Raw genomic sequence first — 21,579 nt, 5'->3', positions numbered from 1 at the left:
GGGGCGGCGCCATTGACGGTCGCCGTTCGCGTATCTAGCCTCCATTTTCATACATGGACGACGTCTACATGGGGAGACAGTCGTGGGCACGGATACGGTCCAGCGGCTCCGGGACGGCATGGCGCGCGGCGTGCTGTCGTTCCCGCTCACGAGCTTCCACGACGACGGCTCCCTCGACCCGGACGGCTTCCGCGCCCATGTCGCCGACCGGATCGCCACCGGACCCGGCGCCCTCTTCCCCGCCTGCGGCACCGGCGAGTTCTTCTCCCTCGACGAGGACGAGTACCGCACGGTCGTCACCACCGCCGTCGAGGAGGCGGCCGGCCGCCTGCCCGTCGTCGCCGGCACCGGCTACGGCTGGGCCCAGGCCCTGCGCTTCGCCCGCATCGCCGAGGAGGCGGGCGCCGACGCCCTGCTGGTCCTGCCGCACTACCTGGTCGCCGCCCCGCAGGAGGGCCTCGTCCGGCAGGCGGAGCGGATCGCCGCCGGAACCCGGCTGCCGCTCATCGCCTACCAGCGCGGCCAAGTCGCCTTCACCGCCGACTCGTTGCGAAGAATCGCCGCCCTCCCGAACGTCATCGGCCTCAAGGACGGCCACAGCGACCTCGACCGGCTCCAGCGCCTCACCCTCGCCGCCCCCGAGGACTTCCTCTTCTTCAACGGCGCCGCCACCGCCGAGATCCAGGCCCGCGCCTACGCCGCCGTCGGCGTCCCCGCCTACTCCTCCGCCGTCCACGCCTTCGCGCCCGAGATCGCCGACGCCTTCTTCACCGCCCTGCGGAACGCCGACCACAAGACGGTCGACCGGCTGCTGCGCGGCTTCTACGTCCCGCTCGTCGAACTCCGCGACCGCCGCCCCGGATACGCCGTCTCCCTGGTCAAGGCGGCGGCCCGACTGCGCGGCGGACCCGTGGGACCCGTGCGCGCCCCGCTCACCGACCCCTCGGCCGCCGACCTGGCCGACCTGAAGAACCTGCTGGCCGCCGGACTCGACCTCGTAGGAGCCTCGCTGTGAACCTCGCCGTCACCGACGTCCGCCTCACGCCGATCCTGGTCGCCGACCCGCCGCTGCTCAACACGCAAGGTGTGCACCAGCCGTACACGCCCCGGCTGATCGTGGAGGTGGAGACCGCCGACGGGACCACCGGCCTCGGCGAGACGTACGGCGACACCAAGTACCTGGAGCTGGCCCGGCCGTTCGCCGAGCGGCTGATCGGACGTCAGGTGACCGACCTGAACGGGCTGTTCGGCATAGCCGACGAGGTCTCCGTCGACTCCGCGCGGGTCGAGGACCAGGTCGACGTCGGCGGGCTGCGCGGCGTCCAGACCGCCGACAAGCTGCGGCTGTCCGTGGTCTCGGCGTTCGAGGTGGCCTGCCTGGACGCGTGGGGGAAGGCGGCCGGGCTGCCCGTGCACGCGCTGCTCGGCGGCAAGGTGCGCGACACGGTCGAGTACAGCGCCTACCTCTTCTACAAGTGGGCCGACCACCCGGAGGGCGTGGCCGCCGAGCGGGACGACTGGGGCGCCGCCCTCGACCCGGCCGGCGTCGTCGAGCAGGCCCGCAGGTTCAAGGAGCGGTACGGCTTCACCTCCTTCAAGCTCAAGGGCGGTGTCTTCCCGCCCGAGGAGGAGATCGCCGCCGTACGGGCGCTCGCCGAGGCGTTCCCCGGGCACCCGCTGCGGCTGGACCCCAACGGCGCCTGGAGCGTGCAGACCTCGCTGACGGTGGCGAAGGAACTCGGTGACGTCCTCGAATACCTGGAGGACCCCGCGCTCGGCACACCCGCCATGGCCGAGATCGCCGCGCACACCGACGTGCCGCTCGCCACCAACATGTGCGTGACCACGTTCGCCGAGATCAAGGAGGCGTTCACGCGCGACGCCGTCCAGGTCGTCCTCTCCGACCACCACTACTGGGGCGGGCTGCGCAACACCCAGCACCTCGCCGCCGTCTGCGGCACCTTCGGCGTCGGCGTCTCCATGCACTCCAACACCCACCTGGGGATCAGCCTCGCCGCCATGACCCACGTCGCCTCGACGGTGCCCAACCTCCACCACGCCTGCGACTCCCACTACCCCTGGCAGTCGGAGGACGTCCTCACCCGGCGGCACACGTTCCGGGACGGCAGGCTCACCGTCTCCGACGCCCCCGGCCTGGGCGTCGAACTCGACCGCGACCGGCTGGCGCTGCTGCACCGGCGGTGGCTCGACGACGACGGCCCGCTGCGCGACCGCGACGACGCGGCGGCCATGCGGGTGGCCGAACCCGGCTGGGTCACCCCGGCCGTACCGCGCTGGTAGGCGATCCGGCCCGTACGGCCGTGACCTGCGACGACCTGAGAGGACGGATGCTTCCGGAGTGACGGGCGGCGGGTTGTCAGCGGCGTGGTGCACACTGGCCTGAACCGCACCACGCCAGGGAGCGCACCGTGATCGCGTCCGCCGCGTCCACCGGAAAGGGACCGTCCTCCGTCGTAGGGGGCCCGCCGCACTGCCCGGTCCAGGTCGACCCCCTGGCCGCGCTGCGCACCCCCGTCGAACCGCCCTGGGACGTCTACCTCACGGGCACCGTCTTCCTCGACATCATCTTCACCGGCCTCGACTCCGCCCCGGTGCGCGGCACCGAGTCCTGGGCGCGCGGCATGGGATCGAGCCCCGGCGGCGTGGCGAACATGGCGACGGCCCTGGCCCGCCTGGGCCTGCGCACCTCCCTCGCGGCGGCCTTCGGCGACGACCACTACGGCGAGTACTGCTGGGACGCGCTGGAGCAGGGCGAGGGCATCGACCTCACCCCGTCGCGCACGGTCCCCGGCTGGCACTCCCCGGTCACCGTCTCCATGGCCTACGAGGGCGAGCGCACGATGGTCTCCCACGGCCACGAGCCGCCCCCGGAGGAGCCCGCTCCCGACTGCCCGCCCCGCGCGCGTGCCGCCGTCGCCTCCCTGGAGCCGGGCAGGCGGGCGCCGTGGATCGCGCAGGCCGCGGCGAAGGGCACGCGCATCTTCGGCGACGTCGGCTGGGACGACACCGGGGCGTGGGACCTGGCCGGGCTCGCCGACCTCGAACACTGCGAGGCCTTCCTGCCCAACGCGGAGGAGGCGATGCGGTACACCGGCACGACCTGCCCGCGCGAGGCGGCCCACCGCCTGACGGAACACGTGCCGCTGGCCGTGGTCACCCTCGGCGCGGACGGCGCCTACGCGGTGGACCGGCGGACCGGGGAGACCGCGGAGGTCCCGGCCATCGCCGTCGAGGCCCTGGACCCCACCGGCGCGGGAGACGTCTTCGTGGCCGGATTCGTCACCGGCACCCTGGCCGACTGGCCGCTCCCCGACCGGCTCGCCTTCGCGGGCCTCACCGCCGCCCTCTCCGTCCAGGAGTTCGGCGGCTCCCTCTCCGCCCCCGGCTGGGCCGAGATCGGGGCGTGGTGGCGCCGCATCCAGTCCTACGAGGAGCAGGACCCGACGGCGCTGCGAAGATACGCCTTCCTGGGCCGACTGGTGCCGGAGGAGTCGGCGCGGCCGTGGCCGCTGAGGCGGGCGGTGCCGACGATCGGGTTCCGCAGGTCGGCGTGAAGGCCTGCCGACGTCCTGAAGCGCTTCGTGACGTCTCTCAGAAGCCCAGTCGCCGCAACTGCTTCGGATCGCGCTGCCAGTCCTTCGCGACCTTCACATGCAGGTCCAGGAAGACCGGCGTCCCCAGCAGCGCCTCGATCTGCTTGCGGGACTTGATGCCCACGTCCTTCAGCCGCTTGCCCTTGGGGCCGATGATGATGCCCTTCTGGCTGGGGCGCTCGATGTAGACATTGGCATGGATGTCCAGCAGGGGCTTGTCCGCGGGCCGGTCCTCGCGCGGCAGCATCTCCTCGACCACCACCGCGATGGAGTGCGGCAGCTCGTCGCGCACGCCCTCCAGCGCCGCCTCACGGATCAGCTCGGCGATCATGACCTGCTCCGGCTCGTCGGTCAGGTCGCCCTCGGGATACAGCGCCGGGCCCTCCGGCAGCAGCGGGACCAGCAGGTCCGCCAGCAGGTCCACCTGCTTGCCCGCGGTCGCCGACACCGGCACGATCTCCGCCCAGGTGATCCCCAGCTCCTTGCCCAACTGGTCGATCGCGATCAGCTGCTCGGCCAGGGCCTTGGAGTCCACCAGGTCCGTCTTGGTGACGATCGCGACCTTCGGCGTCTTCCTGATCCCCGCCAGCTCCTTGGCGATGAACCGGTCACCGGGGCCGATCTTCTCGTTCGCCGGCAGACAGAACCCGATCACATCCACCTCGGCCCACGTGGTGCGCACCACGTCGTTCAGCCGCTCGCCCAGCAGCGTGCGCGGCTTGTGCAGGCCAGGGGTGTCGACCAGGATCAGCTGGGCGTCCTCGCGGTGCACGATGCCGCGCACGGTGTGCCGGGTGGTCTGCGGCTGGTTGGCGGTGATCGCCACCTTCTGCCCGACCAGAGCGTTCGTGAGGGTGGACTTGCCCGCGTTGGGTCGCCCCACGAAGCAGGCGAAGCCGGCCCGGTGGAGTTCCTCGGCCGGCTGCTGGGATGACTGACTACGAACGCTCATGGCGTTCATTGTCCCTGATTCACAGCGCTGTGGCCGCCATGGCCCAGGACACCGGGACGGCATACGATCACGGCGTCCCGATCCCCACCGCCGCCCCGTCCGCCCCCTTCATCCGGAAGTCGAGAGCCAGGCATGAAGCTCATCACCGCGATCGTCAAGCCCTACCGCCTCGACGAGGTGAAGTCGGCCCTCCAGGAGATCGGCGTGCACGGTCTGACCGTGACCGAGGCCAGCGGCTACGGCCGCCAGCGCGGCCACACCGAGGTGTACCGCGGCGCCGAGTACCGGGTCGACCTGGTGCCCAAGGTCCGGATCGAGGTCGTCGTCGAGGACGCGGACAGCGACGCCGTCATCGAGGCGATCGTGAAGGCCGCGCAGACCGGCAAGATCGGCGACGGCAAGGTCTGGGCGCTGCCCGTCGAGACCGTCGTACGGGTCCGGACGGGCGAGCGCGGCCCCGACGCGCTCTGAGGAACCGCGCTCGCCCCGACCGGCCGCGGCTCAGTCGAAGACGAACGGGCCCGGCGACTGCGGCCCGGTCGCCGTGCACGTGATGGTGATGCCGAAGACGGTCATCGTCAGCGAGCCGCCGTAGGCCTCCAGGCTGTCGCCGGAGGCCACGGTGCCGTCGAGGGGGCCGACCTGGACGGGGTCGCCGGCCTCCATCGCCGGGTTCTCCGTGCCGGAGAAGACGACGGTGCCGCCGCCCGCGTTCACCAGGGTCAGCGCGGAGTCGATGGAGTCCTCCCCGAGCCCGACGGGCGCGGTGATCGCGGAGGAGGTGAGGGTCATGGTGGCGGCGGTGCCGTCCTGGGTGGCGGTGAGCGTGGCCTCACCGCCGCCGAAGAAGCCGCAGTCCGCCTCGATCGTCGCCGTCGTGGGGGCGACGGCGACGGCGGCCGGTGCGAAGACGAGCCCGGCCAGGGCGAGCGCCCCGGCCGCGAGTGCCGCACCGGTGCCTGAGCGAGTGCCTCTCATGGGGTTCCGGATCCCTTCGGGTGTGGGGGACCGACGGCCCGTCCTCGGCAGGTGGGTGCGGACACACTGCGGGAGGGCCGAATCTGACGGTCCGTCGGAACTTACGTTTCCATTGATGCGCGAGAGACGGAACCCGGCAAGGATGAATTCCGGACTACTCCGCGGGAACCGTCAGCCGCACCGCACCGTCGGGCCCGGCCAGCAGCACCGGCGTCCCCGCCCCGCCCAGATCCCGTACGGCCGCCAGGTCCTCGGCCGCCACCGACTCCGCCTCCGTCACGACCGCCGCCGCCTCCAGCGACTTCGCCCCGGACGCCACGGCCATCGCCACGGCCGTCCGCAGGGCACTCAGCCGCAGCGACTCCAGCGCCACGGTCCCGGCGACATACGTACGTCCCGTCTCGTCCCGTACGGCGGCACCCTCCGGCACACCGTTGCGCGCCCGCGCGGAACGGGCCAGGGTGACGATCTTGCGGTCATCGGGGTCAAGCGCGTTGCTCTCGGTCATGCCGGAAGCATACGAAGTGGCGATCAGGGCCGGTCCAGGCGGAGCCGCTCGGCCCGCGGCAGACCGGCCACCACCAGATCGTAGGAGTCCTCGATCAGCTCCCTGACCAGCCGGTCCGGGAGACCGCCGTCGACGGTGACCGTGTTCCAGTGCCGCTTGTTCATGTGATAGCCGGGGGCGATCAGCCCCTCGTACTCGCCACGCAGCCGGACCGCGTCCTCCGGGTCGCACTTGAGATTGACCTTCAGGGGCCGGGCACCGAGCCAGCTCAGCGCGAACATCTTGCCCCGCACCTTGAACACGGAGACCTCCGGGGAGAACGGAAAATCCTCCTCCGCCGCGTTGAACGACAGACAGAAGTCACGCAGCTCACCCGGGGTCACCCGTCCTCCACGTCTTCCTTCCGGTTCCCCACCGGCTCCACCAGCACGGTCACTATCTTGTTCCGGCGGCCCGCCGCGGCCTCCGCCGTCAGCCGCAGCTCCCGGCCGTCGGGCAGCCCGACCACGGACGACGCCCCGGCGATGGGCACCCGCCCCAACGCCTTCGCCAGCAGCCCGCCGACCGTCTCCACGTCCTCGTCGTCGTACTCGTCCAGGCCGTACAGCTCGCCCAGGTCGGTGATGTCCAGGCGGGCGGTGACCCGGTAGCGGTCCTCGCCCAGCTCCTCCACCGGCGGCAGCTCACGGTCGTACTCGTCGGTGATCTCACCGACGATCTCCTCGAGGATGTCCTCGATGGTGACGATGCCCGCCGTGCCGCCGTACTCGTCGATGACGACGGCCACGTGCGTACGGTCCTTCTGCATCTCGCGCAGCAGATCGCCGGCGTTCTTGGTGTCCGGCACGAAGGCCGCAGGCCGCATCGCCGTGGACACCAGCTCGCTCTCGGCGTCCCGGCTGATGTGCGTCTTGCGGGCCAGGTCCTTGAGATACACGATCCCGACGATGTCGTCCTCGCTCTCCCCGGTGACGGGGATGCGCGAGAAACCCGACCTGAGCGCCAGCGTCAGCGCCTGCCGGATGGTCTTGTACCGCTCGATGACGACGAGATCCGTCCGCGGCACCATCACCTCCCGCACCAGCGTGTCCCCCAGCTCGAAGACCGAGTGCACCATGCGGCGCTCCTCGTCCTCGATGAGCGACTCCTTCTCGGCCAGGTCGACCAGCGCGCGCAACTCGGCCTCGGAGGCGAAGGGACCCCGGCGGAAGCCCTTGCCGGGGGTGAGGGCGTTGCCGATGAGGATCAGCAGCGACGGGACCGGACCCATCACCCGGGCCAGCGGCAGCAGCACGTACGCGGCCGCCGTCGCCGTGTTCAGCGGATGCTGGCGCCCGATGGTGCGCGGCGAGACACCGACCGCGACATAGCTGACCAGCACCATCACGCCGATCGCGGCGAGCAGCGCCTGCGTGGTCCCGTCGACCGACCGCAGACACGCGTACGTCACCAGGGCGGCGGCCGCCATCTCGCAGGCCACGCGCACCAGCAGCGCCACGTTCAGATAGCGGGTGGGGTCGGCGGCCACCTGGGCCAGCTTCTCGCTGCCCCGCCGCCCCGACCGTACGGCCTCCTCGGCGCGGAAGCTGGAGACGCGTGCCAGGCCCGCCTCCGCGCAGGCGGCGAGCCAGGCGACGACGATCAGGGCGACCGCGCCGAGGACCAGTTGCGGGCTCATGACACGGTCGGAGCGGGCGAGGGGCCGGTCAGGCCCTTCTCCGCGCGCCAGCCGTCCACGATGGCCGCCTGGAGGCCGAACATCTCGGCCTTCTCGTCCGGCTCCTCGTGGTCGTAGCCGAGGAGGTGCAGCACTCCGTGGACGGTGAGCAACTGGAGCTCCTCGTCCATGGAGTGCCGGGTGGGCGCCTCGTCCCCCTGCTTCTTGGCGACCTCCGGGCACAGCACGATGTCCCCGAGCAGCCCCTGCGGCGGCTCGTCGTCGTCCTTCGACGGCGGCCGCAGCTCGTCCATCGGGAAGGACATGACATCGGTCGGCCCGGGCAGGTCCATCCACTGGATGTGCAGCTGCTCCATGGCGTCGGCGTCCACGACGATCACCGAGAGCTCGGAGAGCGGGTGGATGCGCATCCGCGCGAGTGCGTAACGGGCGATGTCGAGGATCGCCTGCTCGTCGACCTCGGTTCCGGACTCGTTGTTGACGTCGATCGACATGACGCTGTGCTTGTCTACTTCCCCTTGCGCGCGGACTTCGCCCGGCCGCCCTTGTGCGTGCCGTTCTCGGTGCCGTGCTCGCTGTCGTACTGCTCGTACGCGTCGACGATACGGCCGACGAGCTTGTGCCGTACGACATCGTGGGACGACAGCCGGGAGAAGTGCACGTCGTCCACACCCTCCAGAATGTCCTGCACCTGCCGCAGACCCGACTTCGTGCCGTTCGGCAGGTCCACCTGCGTCACATCACCCGTGATCACGATCTTCGAGTCGAACCCGAGCCGCGTGAGGAACATCTTCATCTGCTCGGGGCTGGTGTTCTGGGCCTCGTCCAGGATGATGAAGGCGTCATTAAGCGTGCGACCGCGCATGTACGCCAGCGGCGCCACCTCGATGGTCCCCGCCGCCATCAGCCGCGGGATCGAGTCCGGGTCCAGCATGTCGTGCAGGGCGTCGTACAGCGGACGCAGGTACGGGTCGATCTTCTCGTAGAGCGTGCCGGGCAGGAAGCCGAGCCGCTCTCCCGCCTCCACCGCCGGGCGGGTCAGGATGATGCGGTTGACCTGCTTCGACTGCAGGGCCTGCACGGCCTTGGCCATCGCGAGGTAGGTCTTGCCGGTACCGGCGGGGCCGATGCCGAAGACGATCGTGTGCTTGTCGATCGCGTCGACGTACCGCTTCTGGTTGAGCGTCTTGGGCCGGATCGTGCGGCCTCTCGACGACAGGATGTTCTGGGTGAGCACCTCGGCCGGGGTCTCGGGAGCCCCCTCGCCGTTCTCGCTCGCCCTGAGCATGGCGATCGAGCGTTCCACTGCGTCCTCCGTCATCGGCTGTCCGGTGCGGAGCACCAGCATCATCTCGTCGAACAGGCGCTGGATGAGGGCGACTTCCCCGGTGTCGCCGACCGCGCTGATCTCGTTGCCCCGGACGTGGATGTCGACCGCCGGGAAGGCCTTCTCGATCACGCGCAGCAGGGAGTCGCCGGACCCCAGTACGGTCACCATGGGGTGCTGGGCGGGGACGGTGAACTCTGCTCTCGCCTGCCCCTGCGCGGGTGTGCGATCTGTGGGTGTCTGAGTCATGGGCCGGCTCTGTAGGCCTTGCTCGTCCTCCTCGAAACGGTGCCCGCCACGGGGGCGGCCTGGCGGTTTCAAGGGTACGCCGGGCGACTGACAACGTCGTAGGCCTTTTCCCGCGGCCCCGCACCCGCCCAAGCCAGATCTCGCCCCCGCCGCCCCTACCCGTCCCGTCCCCAGGGGCTGCCGCCCCTTCAACCCCGCCAGGGTGCTCCGCCCCCGGACCCCCACGGGGCTCCGCCCCTGCACCCCACCCGGGGGCTCCGCCCCCGGACCCCCACGGGGCTCCGCCCCTGCACCCCACCCGGGGGCTCCGCCCCCGGACCCCCATCGGCCCTGAAGGGGCCTCGTCCTCAAACGCCGGACGGGCTGGCTATAGCGACCGGCGGTGGTAGGAGGCCTCGGGGGCAGCCCTCGCGGGTGGGTGGGGGTTCGGGATGGTGTTCGTCTCGTCCTCAAACGGCGGACGGGCTGGATGTAGCGACCGGTGGCGGTAGGAGGCCCCGGGGCAGCCCTCGCGGGTGGGTGGTGGGGGTTCGGGACGGTGTTCGTCTCGTCCTCGGACGGCGGACCGGTTGACGGACGCGCCCTTACCGCAAGGTGGACGGGGCCGCGGTCGCGCGCGGCGGGGAGGGGACGTGTCGGGGGGTGTCCGCCCGCAGCGGCCGGCGTTGACGTGGGGGACCTGTAGGTGTGCGGGGCGCCGGACCGAGGACGGATACCCCCCGGCGCGGCCCCGACTCACCCACCCGCCCCAGGCGCTACGCGCACCCCCACCGCACCCGGGCAGGCCGCCGCAGGCATTCCGTCAGGGTTGGGCGCGGAGTTGCTCGCGGAACCAGTGGTACGACGCCTTGGGAGTTCGTTCGAGGGAGGAGGAGAAATCCACGTGGACCAGGCCGAAGCGCTGGGCGTAGCCCTCCGCCCACTCGAAGTTGTCGAGGAGGGACCAGACGAAGTAGCCGCGGACGTCGACTCCGGCCTCCGTCGCTCGGTGCAGGGCGCGGATGTGGCCGTCCAGGTAGGTGATCCGGGCCTGGTCGTCCACACCCTCGTACGAGCAGCCGTTCTCGGTGATGACGATGGGCGGCAACCGGTCGCCGTAGCGTTCGCGGAAACCGGTGAGCAGTTCCGTCAGGGCCTCCGGGACCACCGGCCAGCCGAAGTCCGTCACCGGGACGTCCTCGATCTCCCTTACGGAGAAGGGGAGTTCCGCCGGAATGGTCATGCCGCCGAACTCGATGTCCGTGCCCTGCGGGGCGCCCACCTTGGTCGGGGCGTAGTAGTTGATGCCGTAGAAGTCCAAGGGCTCCCCGATGACCTTCAAGTCGGCCGCGACGTCGCCCGGCATCAACTCGCCTATCCCCGAAGGGTATTCACCCAGCAGCACCGGATCCGCGAACATCCTGTTCAGCAGCAGGTCGTAGAAGTCGGCCGCCTCCACGTCCGCCGCCCCCCGCGACGCGGCCCACGTCGGCCCGTGCGAGTTGGCGATCCCGACGTCACCGGCCCCGGCCGCGCGCAACGCCTGCACCGCCAGACCGTGGGCCAGCAGCTGGTGGTGGGCAGCCGGCAGCGCGTCGAACATCAGCTGCTCACCGGGCGCGTGGGCGCCGAGCGCGTGCCCGAACAGGGTGTGCTCGGCAGGCTCGTTGATGGTGATCCACTTCTTCACACGGTCGCCGAGACGGTCGGCGACCACCGACACGTACTCCGCGAACCGCGCGGCCGTGTCCCGGTCCAGCCAGTCAAGACCGACCGGCAGGTCCCAGTGGAACAGGGTCGGAACCGGACGGACGCCCGCCGCGCACAGCTCGTCCACCAACCGGTCGTAGAAGTCGAGACCGCCCGCGGACCGGACCCGGGGCCACGACACGGAGAAGCGGTACGCGGACACGCCCAGCTCCGCCAGCAGCCCCACGTCCTCCCGGTACCGGTGGTAGTGGTCGCAGGCGACCGCGGCGGTGGAGCCGTCCTTCACCCGCCCCTCAAGGCCGGTGAAGACATCCCACACGGACGGCTCCCGAAGCTCCGCCGCGCCCTCGATCTGATGGGCCGAGGTCGAAACGCCCCACAGGAAGCCGTCGGGGAACCGGGGTATCGGATCAGTCGCCATGCGCCGGATCATCCGTACCACCGGTAACGGAAGTCAACGCCCCGGCGTGAAGAACCGGTTACGCGCTTTCCCTACGCGCCTTCCTTCAGCACCTTCGTGATCAGCTTCCGCTGCTCCTCGGTGAGCCGGGGATCCGAGCAGTACACCGTCTTCCCGTCCACCGTGATCTGGTAGCTGAACCCGTCCGGCACCCCGACGGGCGGCGTCCCCCGGCCCGCCGCGACCGCCTTCTCGGCCAGCGCGTGCCACTCGGACGCGTCGGCCCGCCCCGAGGTCTCCACCTCGGCATGCCGCTCGATGCCCGCGAATCCGCCTGTGCGCCTCACCTGAATACGCATGGGGAAATGTCTAGTACGGATTCAGAGGGTGCGCACCCCGACCTGCTCCCAGGCCTTCGAAACGGCCTGGAACTCCTCGCTGCCGTCGCCGTACCGTGCCCGCGCGGCGGCGACGGTCAGCGTGGCGAAGTCGACGAACAGGGCCTGGGACTTCAGCTCGCCCCCCGTCAGCACGTCGTACCAGATCTGCCCCGCGCGCTCCCAGGCGTGGCCGCCGAGGGCGGTCGCCGCGAGGTAGAACGCGTGGTTGGGGATGCCGGAGTTGATGTGGACGCCGCCGTTGTCGCGGCCGGTGCGGACGTAGTCGTCCATGGTCGCGGGCTGCGGGTCCTTGCCGAGGACGTCGTCGTCGTAGGCCGTGCCCGGCTCCTTCATGGAGCGCAGCGCCTTGCCCGTCACCCGCGGGGCCAGCAGCCCCGCGCCGATCAGCCAGTCGGCCTCGGCCGCGGTCTGCCCGAGCGTGTACTGCTTGATGAGCGCGCCGAAGACATCGGACATCGACTCGTTGAGCGCGCCGGGCTGGCCGAAGTACGTCAGGTTCGCGGTGTACTGCGTGACGCCGTGGGCGAGTTCGTGCCCGATGACGTCGATGGGAATGGTGAAGTCGAGGAAGATCTCGCCGTCTCCGTCGCCGAACACCATCTGCTCGCCGTTCCAGAAGGCGTTGTTGTAGTCCTTGGAGTAGTGCACGGTCGCGGTGAGCGGCAGACCGTTGCCGTCGATCGAGTCGCACTCGTAGGCGGTGAGGAACAGCTCGAAGGTGGCGCCGAGTCCGGCGTAGGCGCGGTTGACGGTGGCGTCCTTGCCGGGTTCCTCGCCCTCGCCGCGGACCTTGTGGCCGGGCAGGTCGGTGCCGTGCCGGGCGTCGTGGATCGTGCGCCGCGGCCTGCCGGGCTCCGCTCCGACGGGCGGGGCGACGGAGGGTGCGCCGAGGACGGTGGTCAGCCGGCGGTGGGTGCGCTCGTAGGCGTCGCGCTGGAGGGTCCGGCGGGCCGGTCCGGCGAGCACGGGGTCCTCGGCCTGGGCGAGCTTGTCGAGGACGTGGGGCGGTACGACGGTGCAGAAGACGGGCTCGTGGCCCCCGTTGGTCGTCATGCCCGGCACCCTTGCACTGCGTTACGTGGCTGTCACTACCCGCAACCATGATTGGTGAAATGTGCCGACAAGACAGCCAGCGCCTGCCCGCGGAGTGGTATGGCGCACTTTTGGTAACCCCTCGCCCTATTTATCCCACCGGTCCCGCATACTGATACGCACCGCCGCACAGGAGAGGGCTCGGCTAGCATGCGGAGCATCATGCATTTCGGGCTGCTCCTCCTTAGCTGCCGCGGCGAGGGCCTGTAGTCGAGGCCGACCCCCTCCCCGCGGTGCTTTGGCGTTGCGTCGTCGGCCGTCCTTCCGGACACCGGGATTTTCCCGGACACACGAGGAGCCCGAAGCATCATGGCGAACCGCCAGCAGCCCAGCCCCATGCCGATCCACAAGTACGGCCAGTACGAGCAGGTCGACATCCCCGACCGCACGTGGCCGAACCGGCGGATCACCGCCGCCCCCCGCTGGCTCTCCACGGACCTGCGTGACGGCAACCAGGCCCTGATCGACCCGATGTCGCCCGAGCGCAAGCGCCGGATGTTCGACCAGCTGGTCAAGATGGGCTACAAGGAGATCGAGGTCGGCTTCCCGGCGTCGGGCCAGACCGACTTCGACTTCGTGCGCTCCATCATCGAGGAGCCGGGCGCGATCCCCGACGACGTCACCATCTCCGTACTGACCCAGGCCCGCGAGGACCTGATCGAGCGCACGGTGGAGTCCCTGAAGGGCGCCAAGCGGGCCACCGTCCACCTGTACAACGCCACCGCGCCCGTCTTCCGCCGGGTGGTGTTCCGCGGCTCCAAGGACGACATCAAGCAGATCGCGGTGGACGGCACCCGTCTGGTGATGGAGTACGCGGAGAAGCTGCTGGGTCCGGAGGCTGGTGGCACGGAGTTCGGCTACCAGTACAGCCCCGAGATCTTCACCGACACCGAGCTGGACTTCGCGCTGGAGGTCTGCGAGGCGGTGATGGACGTCTACCAGCCCGGTCCGGGCCGCGAGATCATCCTCAACCTGCCCGCCACGGTGGAGCGTTCGACCCCGTCCACGCACGCGGACCGCTTCGAGTGGATGAGCCGCAACCTCTCCCGTCGCGAGCACGTCTGCATCTCCGTCCACCCGCACAACGACCGCGGTACGGCGGTGGCGGCGGCCGAGCTGGCGTTGATGGCCGGCGCGGACCGGGTGGAGGGCTGTCTGTTCGGGCAGGGCGAGCGCACCGGCAACGTCGACCTGGTCACCCTGGGCATGAACCTGTTCTCGCAGGGCGTCGACCCGCAGATCGACTTCTCCGACATCGACGAGATCCGTCGTACGTGGGAGTACTGCAACCAGATGGAGGTCCACCCGCGCCACCCGTACGTGGGCGACCTGGTCTACACGTCCTTCTCCGGCTCCCACCAGGACGCCATCAAGAAGGGCTTCGACGCGATGGAGGCCGACGCGAAGGCCAAGGGCGTCACCGTCGACGACATCGAGTGGGCGGTGCCGTACCTGCCGATCGACCCCAAGGACGTCGGCCGCTCCTACGAGGCGGTCATCCGGGTCAACTCGCAGTCCGGCAAGGGCGGTATCGCGTACGTCCTGAAGAACGACCACAAGCTGGACCTGCCGCGCCGGATGCAGATCGAGTTCTCGAAGATCATCCAGGCGAAGACGGACGCCGAGGGCGGCGAGGTCACCGGCGGCGACATCTGGGCCGTGTTCCAGGACGAGTACCTGCCCAACCCCGAGAACCCGTGGGGTCGGATTCAGGTCAAGAACAACCAGTCGACCACCGACACCGACGGCGTGGACACGCTGAAGGTGGAGGCCACGGTGGACGGTCAGGACACCGTCCTGACCGGCTCGGGCAACGGCCCGATCTCCGCCTTCTTCGACGCCCTGCAGTCCATCGGGATCGACGTACGCCTGCTGGACTACCAGGAGCACACGATGAGCGAGGGCGCGTCCGCGCAGGCCGCGTCGTACATCGAGTGTGCGATCGGGGACAAGGTGCTGTGGGGCATCGGCATCGACGCGAACACGACGCGGGCCTCGCTGAAGGCGGTCGTCTCCGCCGTCAACCGGGCGGCTCGCTGAGATTCGCCTACGGGGGTGCCTCGACAGGCCGTCGAGCGGCTGCCGCTGCGTCGTGGCTTGTCGCGCAGTTCCCCGCGCCCCTTTGGGGCGCGGGGAACGCGTCGTATATCGGCCAATCCGCCCCCAGGTCACGGAAAGGTCTCGTCCGGGGTGCTGACTCCGGCTCCCGTATGTGGCTAACATCACGCAAGCGCGGCGATGTTGCCGCGGGGTTTCGCGGAGGTGCGACGTGCTGCCAGGACGGGGACGAAACGGCCGTGCCGCGAGGCCTGCCCGCATTCTGGGGACCCGCACCGCGTGGACGACCGTCGGGGACGGCGAGTTCTTCTGCCCGGGCTGCGGAGGCGACCGCAACTACCAGCGGCTGACCGGACGCCGCCGCTTCACCCTGCTCGGGGTGCCCGTGCTGCCGCGCGGCGAGACCGGGCCGGTCGTGGAGTGCGCCGCGTGCCGCCGCCACTTCGGCGCCGACGTCCTCGACCATCCGACCACCACCCGCTTCTCCGCGATGCTCCGGGACGCCGTCCACACCGTCGCCCTCGCGGTGCTCGCCGCGAGCGGCTCCTGCGCCCGTACGGCGCTGGAGTCGGCGGCGGCCACGGTCCGCGCGGCCGGCTTCGACGACTGCACCGAGGACCAGCTCGACGCCCTGGTCGAGGCGCTGGCCGCGGACACCGGCCGGATCACCGGCGAGCCCTGCGGTGCGGGCCTGGCCATAGAGCTGCACGAGGCCCTGGACCCCCTCGCCCCGCACCTGGCCCCCGCCGGCCGCGAGTCGATCCTCCTCCAGGGCGCCCGCATCGCCCTGGCCGACGGCCCCTACACCCCCGCCGAACGCGAGGTCCTCAGCACGGTCGGCGCGGCCCTCACCATCTGCGGCGACGACGTGACCCGACTGCTGGCGGCGGCGCGTACGCCGTCCTGATCCCGCCGTTACTCCCGCGGGAGTAACGCGCCCGCGCCGTCACCCCGGGCAGTACCCCGCAACTCGCCCTCACGCCCGACGAACCCGCCCCCTCCCGCCGGGAGTCTGGAGACGACCCAGACCACCCGACCGGAAGGGGGCCCGTCTCATGGGGGCCGTAAGGACAGCCGTACGACGTCGGCGGGGCGTTCCCTGGCTTGTGCTCGGGCTGTGGATCGCCGTGCTGGCCATCACCTCGCCGTTCGCCTCGAAGCTGGAGGACGTGCAGCGCGACCGGGCCGTCGACTATCTGCCGGCCAGTGCCGACTCCACGCAGGTCGCGAAGGTCCAGGAGCGGCTGCCGGGCGGCGAGACCACGCAGATGATCGTGGTCTACCACCGCGAGGGCGGGCTGACGGCCGCCGACGAGGCCACCGCCGCCGACCAGATCGCCGAGATCGCGGGGGCCCACCGGCTCACCGGCGACCCGGTCGGCGTCCCGTCCAAGGACGGCTCCACCCTGATGTACCCGGTGGCCAGCAACGAGCCCGGCACGGACGAGGAGCTGCGGGACGAGCTCGTCAACGACGTGCGGGACGTGGCGGTCGGCGGCGACGGGCTGAGCGTCGAGGTCGGCGGCGAGGGAGCGCTCGCCACCGACGCCGCCGAGGTCTACAACTCGCTCGACGGACCGCTGCTCTACACCACCGTCTCGGTCGTCGCGCTGCTGCTGATCCTGATCTACCGCAGCCCGTTCCTCTGGCTGGTGCCGCTCTTCGTCGCGGGCATGGCCAACTTCCTGTCGAGGGGCGTGGCCTACGCGCTCAACCAGATGTTCGACACCTCGGTGACCGGCCAGAGCGCCGGCATCATGACGATCCTCGTGTTCGGCGCGGGCACGGACTACGCGCTGCTGCTCGTCTCCCGCTACCGCGAGGAACTGCGCCGCATCGAGCGCCCGTACGAGGCCATGATCGCCGCGCTCCGGGGCTGCGGGCCCGCCGTGCTCGCCTCCTCCGGGACGGTGGCGGCCGGGCTGCTGTGCCTGCTCGCCGCCGACCTCAACTCCAGCCGGGGCATGGGCCCGCTCGGCACGGTCGGCGTGCTGTGCGCGCTGGTCGCCATGCTGACCCTGCTGCCGGCCGTGCTGGTTCTGCTCGGCCGCCGCGTCTTCTGGCCGCTGGTCCCGCGCTACGGCAGCACCCCCAAGGCCCGCCGCTCCCTGTTCGCGGCGATGGGCGGCTCCGCCGGACGCCGCCCGCGGACCGTGCTGGTCGGCGGCGCCCTCCTCCTGGGCGCCCTCGCGCTCGGCGCCCTCAACCTGCCCGGCGCCGTCAAGCAGGAGGACTCCTTCACCAGCAAGCCCGACGCGGTCGCCGCCATGGAGACCCTCAACCGCGCCTACCCCGAGCGCGGCACCCAGCCCATCACCGTCCTCACCCCCGCCGACCGCGCCGAGGCCACCCTGGCCGACATCCGCGGCACCGAGGGAGTCGACAGCGCCGAGCCCGGACGGAGCGGCGACGGCTGGACCGAGATCTCCGTCCTCGCCAAGGACGCCCCCCAGTCCGCCGGGGAGACCAGGACCATCGAGGAACTGCGCGACACCCTCGACGGCTCCTACGTCGGCGGCCCCAGCGCCGAACAGATCGACCTGAAGGACACCAACGCCCGTGACCGGACGGTCGTCGTACCGCTGGTGCTCGTGTCCGTGCTGCTGATCCTGATCGCCCTGCTGCGCTCGCTCGTCGCGCCGCTGATCCTGGTGTCGGCCGTGGTCGCCGTGTGGGGCGCCGCCCTCGGCATCGGCGGGCTCGTCTTCGGGCCGCTCTTCGGCTTCGAGGGCACCGACCCCGGCCTCGGACTGCTCTCCTTCGTCTTCCTGGTCGCCCTCGGCGTCGACTACGGCATCTTCCTGATGCACCGGATGCGCGAGGAGTCCCTGCACGGCGCCGAACCCGTCACCGCCGCGCTCACCGCGCTGCGCACCACCGGCGGGGTCATCGCCTCCGCGGGGCTCGTCCTGGCCGCCACCTTCGCGGTGCTCACCAGCATGCCGCTGGTGCAGCTCGTCGAACTCGGCTTCGTCATCGCGGTCGGCGTCCTGCTCGACACCTTCCTGGTCCGCACCTACCTCGTGACCAGTGCCGCCGTCGCGCTGCGCCGCACACTGTGGTGGCCGGGCGCCCTGTCCAAGGAGCCCGAGGCGCCGGTGCCGCCGAAGGAACCGGAGCCCGTGGCGGTGATGACCCGCTGAACCCGACCGACCGGCGCCCCTCCTCTCCCGGAGGGGCGCCGTCCCGGCAGAGGATGACCCCCATGCACCTCACCACCACCCCGGTGCGGCCCCGGCTCGGCGAGCGCATCATGGCCGTGATCAACCGCGATCCGCGGACCGCCCCGCACGGCACCCGCAACGACGCCCTGCTCGCGGCGGCCGCCGTCGCGCTCGCCGTGTGCCTGGCCCTGTCCACCGACGACGCCCGCCGGCCCGACGCGCTCGGCTGGACGCTGCTGATCGCCGCCCATGTGCCGCTCGTGTGGCGGCGGCGCAGGCCGCTGCTGGTGTTCGCGGCGGTGGTGGCCCTGGTGCTGCCGTACCACGCCCTCGACAACAACCACAGCGCGCCCGTCCCCGCCTCGTTCATCGCGCTGTACACGGTCACCGTCACCCAGCGCCCGCTGCGCACCCTCGTGGTCAGCGGCGCGGGCCTCGGCCTGTCCCTGGCCGCGATGCTCACCTTCGGCGGGGACAGGCAGGCCGTCGAACTGCTGCGCATCTACGGCTGGGTCTTCGCCGTCATCTTCGTCGGCATCGACGTCCGCTACTACCGCCAGTACATCGCCGCGATCGTCGAACGCGCCGAACGCGCCGAACGCACCCGCGAGGAGGAGGCCCGCCGCCGGGTCGCCGAGGAACGCCTGCGCATCGCCCGGGACCTGCACGACCTGCTCGCGCACAGCATCACCCTGATCGGTGTGCAGACCTCCGTCGCCGCGCACGTCCTGGCCGCCGACCCCGAGCGGCTCGACCGGGAGACGGTCGCCAAGGCGCTCGACGACATCGCCGAGACCTGCCGGACCGCCCGCGGCGAACTGCGCACCACCCTGGAGGTGCTGCGGGAGCAGGGCTCCGTGGGCGAGACGCGCGGCCCGCTGCCCGGCCTCGACGGGCTGCCCGACCTGGTGGAGGCGGCCCGCCTCGCGGGCGCGCGGGTCGAACAGTCCGTACGGGTAAGGCAGTTGCCGCCCGCCGTCGGCGCCGCCGCCTACCGCATCGTGCAGGAGGCGCTGACCAACGCGGTCCGGCACGCGGGCCCCGAACCGGCCGTACGCGTCGAGCTGTACGAGGAGGGCGGCGTCCTGCGCCTGTCGGTGGCCGACGAGGGCATCGGGCCCACGCCCGGCGGCTCGCCCGGGTTCGGACTGGTGGGGATGCGGGAGCGGGCGCGCAGCGTCGGTGGCACACTCGACGCCGGGCCGCGGGGGCAGGGCGGCTTCGAGGTCACCGCCGCACTGCCCTTGACGCTTCTGGAAGGGGCCCGATGACCATCCGTGTACTGCTCGCCGACGACCAGACCCTGGTACGGGCCGCGTTCGCGATGCTGGTGGAGTCGGCGCCGGACATGGAGGTCGTCGGCCAGGCGGGCACCGGCCGGGAGGCGGTCGCGCTGGCCCGCGGCGAACGGGCCGACCTGGTGGTCATGGACATCCGGATGCCCGAGCTGGACGGCATCGAGGCGACCCGCCTCATCGCCGCGGACGCGGAGCTGGCTCAGGTGAAGGTCCTGGTCCTCACCACCTACGACACGGACGAGCACATCGTGGAGGCGCTGCGCGCCGGTGCCTCCGGCTTCCTGGTCAAGGACACCCGGCCGGCCGAACTCCTCGACGCCATCCGCACGGTGGCGGCGGGGGAGGCGCTGCTGTCGCCCGGGCCGACGGCACGGCTGATCGAGCGGTTCCTGCGCGGCCCGTCCGCCGCCCCGGCCGCGGGCGGGCCGGAGTGCCTGTCCGAACGGGAGCGCGAGGTGCTGACGCTGGTCGCGCGCGGCCTCAACAACACCGAGGTGGGCGAGGCGTTGGGGCTGAGCCCGCTCACGGCCAAGACCCACGTCAGCCGCATCATGGGCAAGCTGGGCGCACGGGACCGGGCCCAACTGGTCATCGTGGCGTACGAGTCGGGAATGGTGACGCCGGGCGCCCGGTGAGGGAGGGGCGCCCGGCGGTGGGAGGGGGCGTCAGCGGCTGAAGGTGTCGCCCAGTCGGCCCGGCGAGGAGGTCATCCCCAGCTTGGACGAGCCGAAGGAGATCGAGCCGGTGGCGGACACCTGGGTGGAGGTGCCCTTGAGCACCCAGACGCCACCGGCTTCGGCGTTCTCCCCCGGCGCTCCGGCGAACAGCTCCGCGCGGCCGTCGCCGGTGACGTCGGCCAGGCGCACGGCGGCGCCGAAGGCGTCGCCCTTCTCGGCGGTGCCGGGCACCGACGCGGTCTTCTGGGTGAAGGACTTCGCACCCGTCGTGGTGATCCCCGTGCCACCCCCCAGCAGGACGGTCACGCCACCGGCTCCGGCCAGGGTGCCGACGGCCTCCCTGGGGGCTCCGATGGCGAGGTCGAGGCGGCCGTCGCCGTTCACGTCGCCGAGGGAGACCGTGCTGCCGAAGCCGTCCCCCTCCTCGGCGGTGCCCGGGACGCCCGGGCTGTCCTGGTGGAACTGCACGCGCGGGTTCGCGGTGTCCGGGCCGGAGGCGGTACCGCGCACGATCTCGACGGCGCCGCCCACCCGCTCGACGTCGCCGACGCCGGGCCGGTCGTAGGTGTCGGCGCGGCCGAGCACGATGTCGGCGTAGCCGTCGCGGTCGAGGTCGCCCACGGCGATGTCGACGCCGCCGTCCAGGAGCTCGCCGGTCTTGGCGTCCCGCAGGGTCTGCGCGGCCTTCAGCCCGTCCCGGCTGCCCGCGAAGTAGCGGACCAGGCGGGGGCCGTGGTCACTCAGCTCGTCCATGCCGGTCGAGACGACGCCCACGACGTCGTCGATGCCGTCGCCGTTGACGTCTCCGGTGGCCAGCGCGGGGTTGTCCCAGGCATGCCAGCCCGGAACATCCTCTTCCGCGTATTCGCCCCGGAGGTCCATCGTCTCGGTGCGGGCCGGACCGGTGGTCCGGTCGAACGGGCCGTAGGAGACCGTGCTGCCGGTGGCCAGGTCCTGGTGGCCGTCCCCGTCGAAGTCGCCGGCGGTCAGCATTGCGCCGAGGTTCTCGCGGTAGGACGTGCCCTTGACGACGGTGCCGCCGGTGAGGCCGCTCCTGCCGCCCCACAGAACGGTCAGCGAGCCCGCCGCGCCAACGGATCCGATGCTCTCGCCGGACGATCCGACGACCAGGTCGGTGTAGCCGTCGCCGTTCAGGTCCGCGGCCGTCAGGGAGGAGCCGAACCGGTCGTAGGACTCGACCGTGCCGGGCACCCCGGTGGTGTTCTGGTGGTAGACCTTGCGGGTCTGGTCCTTCAGTGCCTGCGTGCGGCTGCCGTACGTCACGGCGACGTATCCGGCGCCCTTCTTGCCGCTCACGGTGGCGTCGGGCGCGGCCGTGGCCGAGTCGCCGACGCCGTCGCCGTTGAAGTCGGCCTTGGCCAGGCCGGTGGTGGTCCCGGCGGCCGGGGCGGCCTGCGCCGCGGGGGCGATCGCGGCCGACGCCGCGATCGCCACGGCGGTGGCCACCGTCCTGCGAAGTGTGCGCTTGCGCAC

General features: G+C 71.5%; 20 protein-coding genes. 9 read left to right on the top strand and 11 right to left on the bottom strand.

Going from position 1 to position 21,579, the window contains the following annotated elements; genetic code table 11:
- The first annotated feature begins 118 nt into the window (after positions 1 to 118).
- The 3 genes from ICC28_RS02605 to ICC28_RS02595 all read left to right on the top strand — a co-directional run bounded on the left by ICC28_RS02605 (position 119) and on the right by ICC28_RS02595 (position 3,575).
- On the top strand, positions 119 to 1,015 hold the full coding sequence (locus ICC28_RS02605; protein ID WP_223188291.1) for a 5-dehydro-4-deoxyglucarate dehydratase: 897 nt from the start codon (positions 119 to 121) through the stop codon (positions 1,013 to 1,015).
- Positions 1,012 to 2,301, top strand: a complete 1,290-nt coding sequence (locus ICC28_RS02600) for a glucarate dehydratase family protein (protein WP_188286702.1) — start codon at positions 1,012 to 1,014, stop codon at positions 2,299 to 2,301. The genes ICC28_RS02605 and ICC28_RS02600 overlap by 4 nt, the downstream gene beginning before the upstream one ends.
- A 128-nt stretch (positions 2,302 to 2,429) precedes the next feature.
- Positions 2,430 to 3,575: a carbohydrate kinase family protein gene (locus ICC28_RS02595; protein ID WP_188286701.1), complete on the top strand. Its 1,146-nt coding sequence runs from the start codon at positions 2,430 to 2,432 to the stop codon at positions 3,573 to 3,575.
- Positions 3,576 to 3,612: 37 nt separating this feature from the next.
- On the opposite strand, the gene era is transcribed toward ICC28_RS02595, so the two are convergent.
- Complete coding sequence (gene era / locus ICC28_RS02590) at positions 3,613 to 4,566, bottom strand: GTPase Era (RefSeq protein WP_188286700.1); 954 nt, start codon at positions 4,564 to 4,566, stop codon at positions 3,613 to 3,615.
- A 132-nt stretch (positions 4,567 to 4,698) separates the two neighbouring features.
- Between era and ICC28_RS02585 the strand changes: the two genes are divergently transcribed.
- Positions 4,699 to 5,037 (top strand): P-II family nitrogen regulator, encoded by a 339-nt coding sequence (locus ICC28_RS02585; RefSeq protein WP_188286699.1) that lies wholly within the window; start codon positions 4,699 to 4,701, stop codon positions 5,035 to 5,037.
- Positions 5,038 to 5,067: 30 nt separating this feature from the next.
- Here ICC28_RS02585 and ICC28_RS02580 read toward each other — a convergent pair whose 3' ends face one another.
- The 9 genes from ICC28_RS02580 to ICC28_RS02540 form a co-directional block, all read right to left on the bottom strand.
- Positions 5,068 to 5,544: a hypothetical protein gene (locus ICC28_RS02580; protein ID WP_188286698.1), complete on the bottom strand. Its 477-nt coding sequence runs from the start codon at positions 5,542 to 5,544 to the stop codon at positions 5,068 to 5,070.
- A 154-nt stretch (positions 5,545 to 5,698) separates the two neighbouring features.
- Complete coding sequence (locus ICC28_RS02575; RefSeq protein WP_188286697.1) at positions 5,699 to 6,052, bottom strand: cytidine deaminase; 354 nt, start codon at positions 6,050 to 6,052, stop codon at positions 5,699 to 5,701.
- 23 nt (positions 6,053 to 6,075) lie between these two features.
- Positions 6,076 to 6,435 carry an MmcQ/YjbR family DNA-binding protein gene (locus ICC28_RS02570; RefSeq protein ID WP_188286696.1) on the bottom strand — a complete coding sequence of 120 codons (360 nt, stop codon included), beginning with the start codon at positions 6,433 to 6,435 and terminating at the stop codon, positions 6,076 to 6,078.
- Positions 6,432 to 7,730, bottom strand: coding sequence for a hemolysin family protein (locus tag ICC28_RS02565; RefSeq protein WP_188286695.1), 1,299 nt, complete (start codon positions 7,728 to 7,730; stop codon positions 6,432 to 6,434). Before ICC28_RS02565 ends, ICC28_RS02570 begins: the two co-directional genes overlap by 4 nt.
- On the bottom strand, positions 7,727 to 8,224 hold the full coding sequence (gene ybeY, locus ICC28_RS02560; RefSeq protein WP_188286694.1) for an rRNA maturation RNase YbeY: 498 nt from the start codon (positions 8,222 to 8,224) through the stop codon (positions 7,727 to 7,729). Before ybeY ends, ICC28_RS02565 begins: the two co-directional genes overlap by 4 nt.
- Before the next feature lie 14 nt (positions 8,225 to 8,238).
- On the bottom strand, positions 8,239 to 9,306 hold the full coding sequence (locus ICC28_RS02555; RefSeq protein ID WP_188286693.1) for a PhoH family protein: 1,068 nt from the start codon (positions 9,304 to 9,306) through the stop codon (positions 8,239 to 8,241).
- Between the two features lie 802 nt (positions 9,307 to 10,108).
- Positions 10,109 to 11,416, bottom strand: coding sequence for a GH1 family beta-glucosidase (locus ICC28_RS02550; RefSeq protein WP_223188190.1), 1,308 nt, complete (start codon positions 11,414 to 11,416; stop codon positions 10,109 to 10,111).
- A 71-nt stretch (positions 11,417 to 11,487) separates the two neighbouring features.
- Positions 11,488 to 11,754 carry a protealysin inhibitor emfourin gene (locus ICC28_RS02545; protein WP_188286691.1) on the bottom strand — a complete coding sequence of 89 codons (267 nt, stop codon included), beginning with the start codon at positions 11,752 to 11,754 and terminating at the stop codon, positions 11,488 to 11,490.
- A gap of 21 nt (positions 11,755 to 11,775) precedes the next feature.
- Positions 11,776 to 12,849, bottom strand: coding sequence for a M4 family metallopeptidase (locus tag ICC28_RS02540; protein ID WP_188286690.1), 1,074 nt, complete (start codon positions 12,847 to 12,849; stop codon positions 11,776 to 11,778).
- Between the two features lie 348 nt (positions 12,850 to 13,197).
- On the opposite strand from ICC28_RS02540, the gene leuA reads away from it, so the two are divergent.
- The 5 genes from leuA to ICC28_RS02515 all read left to right on the top strand — a co-directional run bounded on the left by leuA (position 13,198) and on the right by ICC28_RS02515 (position 20,043).
- Positions 13,198 to 14,928, top strand: coding sequence for a 2-isopropylmalate synthase (leuA, locus tag ICC28_RS02535; RefSeq protein WP_188286689.1), 1,731 nt, complete (start codon positions 13,198 to 13,200; stop codon positions 14,926 to 14,928).
- A gap of 229 nt (positions 14,929 to 15,157) precedes the next feature.
- A complete protein-coding gene (locus ICC28_RS02530) occupies positions 15,158 to 15,853 on the top strand; it encodes a TerB family tellurite resistance protein (RefSeq protein ID WP_188286688.1) in 696 nt (231 codons plus the stop codon).
- Positions 15,854 to 16,001: 148 nt separating this feature from the next.
- A complete protein-coding gene (locus ICC28_RS02525) occupies positions 16,002 to 18,089 on the top strand; it encodes an MMPL family transporter (protein WP_188286687.1) in 2,088 nt (695 codons plus the stop codon).
- A 62-nt stretch (positions 18,090 to 18,151) separates the two neighbouring features.
- Positions 18,152 to 19,381: a sensor histidine kinase gene (locus ICC28_RS02520; protein ID WP_223188189.1), complete on the top strand. Its 1,230-nt coding sequence runs from the start codon at positions 18,152 to 18,154 to the stop codon at positions 19,379 to 19,381.
- Positions 19,378 to 20,043: a response regulator transcription factor gene (locus tag ICC28_RS02515; RefSeq protein WP_188286685.1), complete on the top strand. Its 666-nt coding sequence runs from the start codon at positions 19,378 to 19,380 to the stop codon at positions 20,041 to 20,043. The genes ICC28_RS02520 and ICC28_RS02515 overlap by 4 nt, the downstream gene beginning before the upstream one ends.
- A gap of 30 nt (positions 20,044 to 20,073) precedes the next feature.
- Here ICC28_RS02515 and ICC28_RS02510 read toward each other — a convergent pair whose 3' ends face one another.
- Complete coding sequence (locus ICC28_RS02510; RefSeq protein WP_188286684.1) at positions 20,074 to 21,579, bottom strand: FG-GAP-like repeat-containing protein; 1,506 nt, start codon at positions 21,577 to 21,579, stop codon at positions 20,074 to 20,076.

This window comes from Streptomyces sp. TRM68416 (assembly GCF_014596915.1).
Taxonomy (GTDB): domain Bacteria; phylum Actinomycetota; class Actinomycetes; order Streptomycetales; family Streptomycetaceae; genus Streptomyces.
This window is presented reverse-complemented; position numbering and strand designations above follow the sequence as displayed.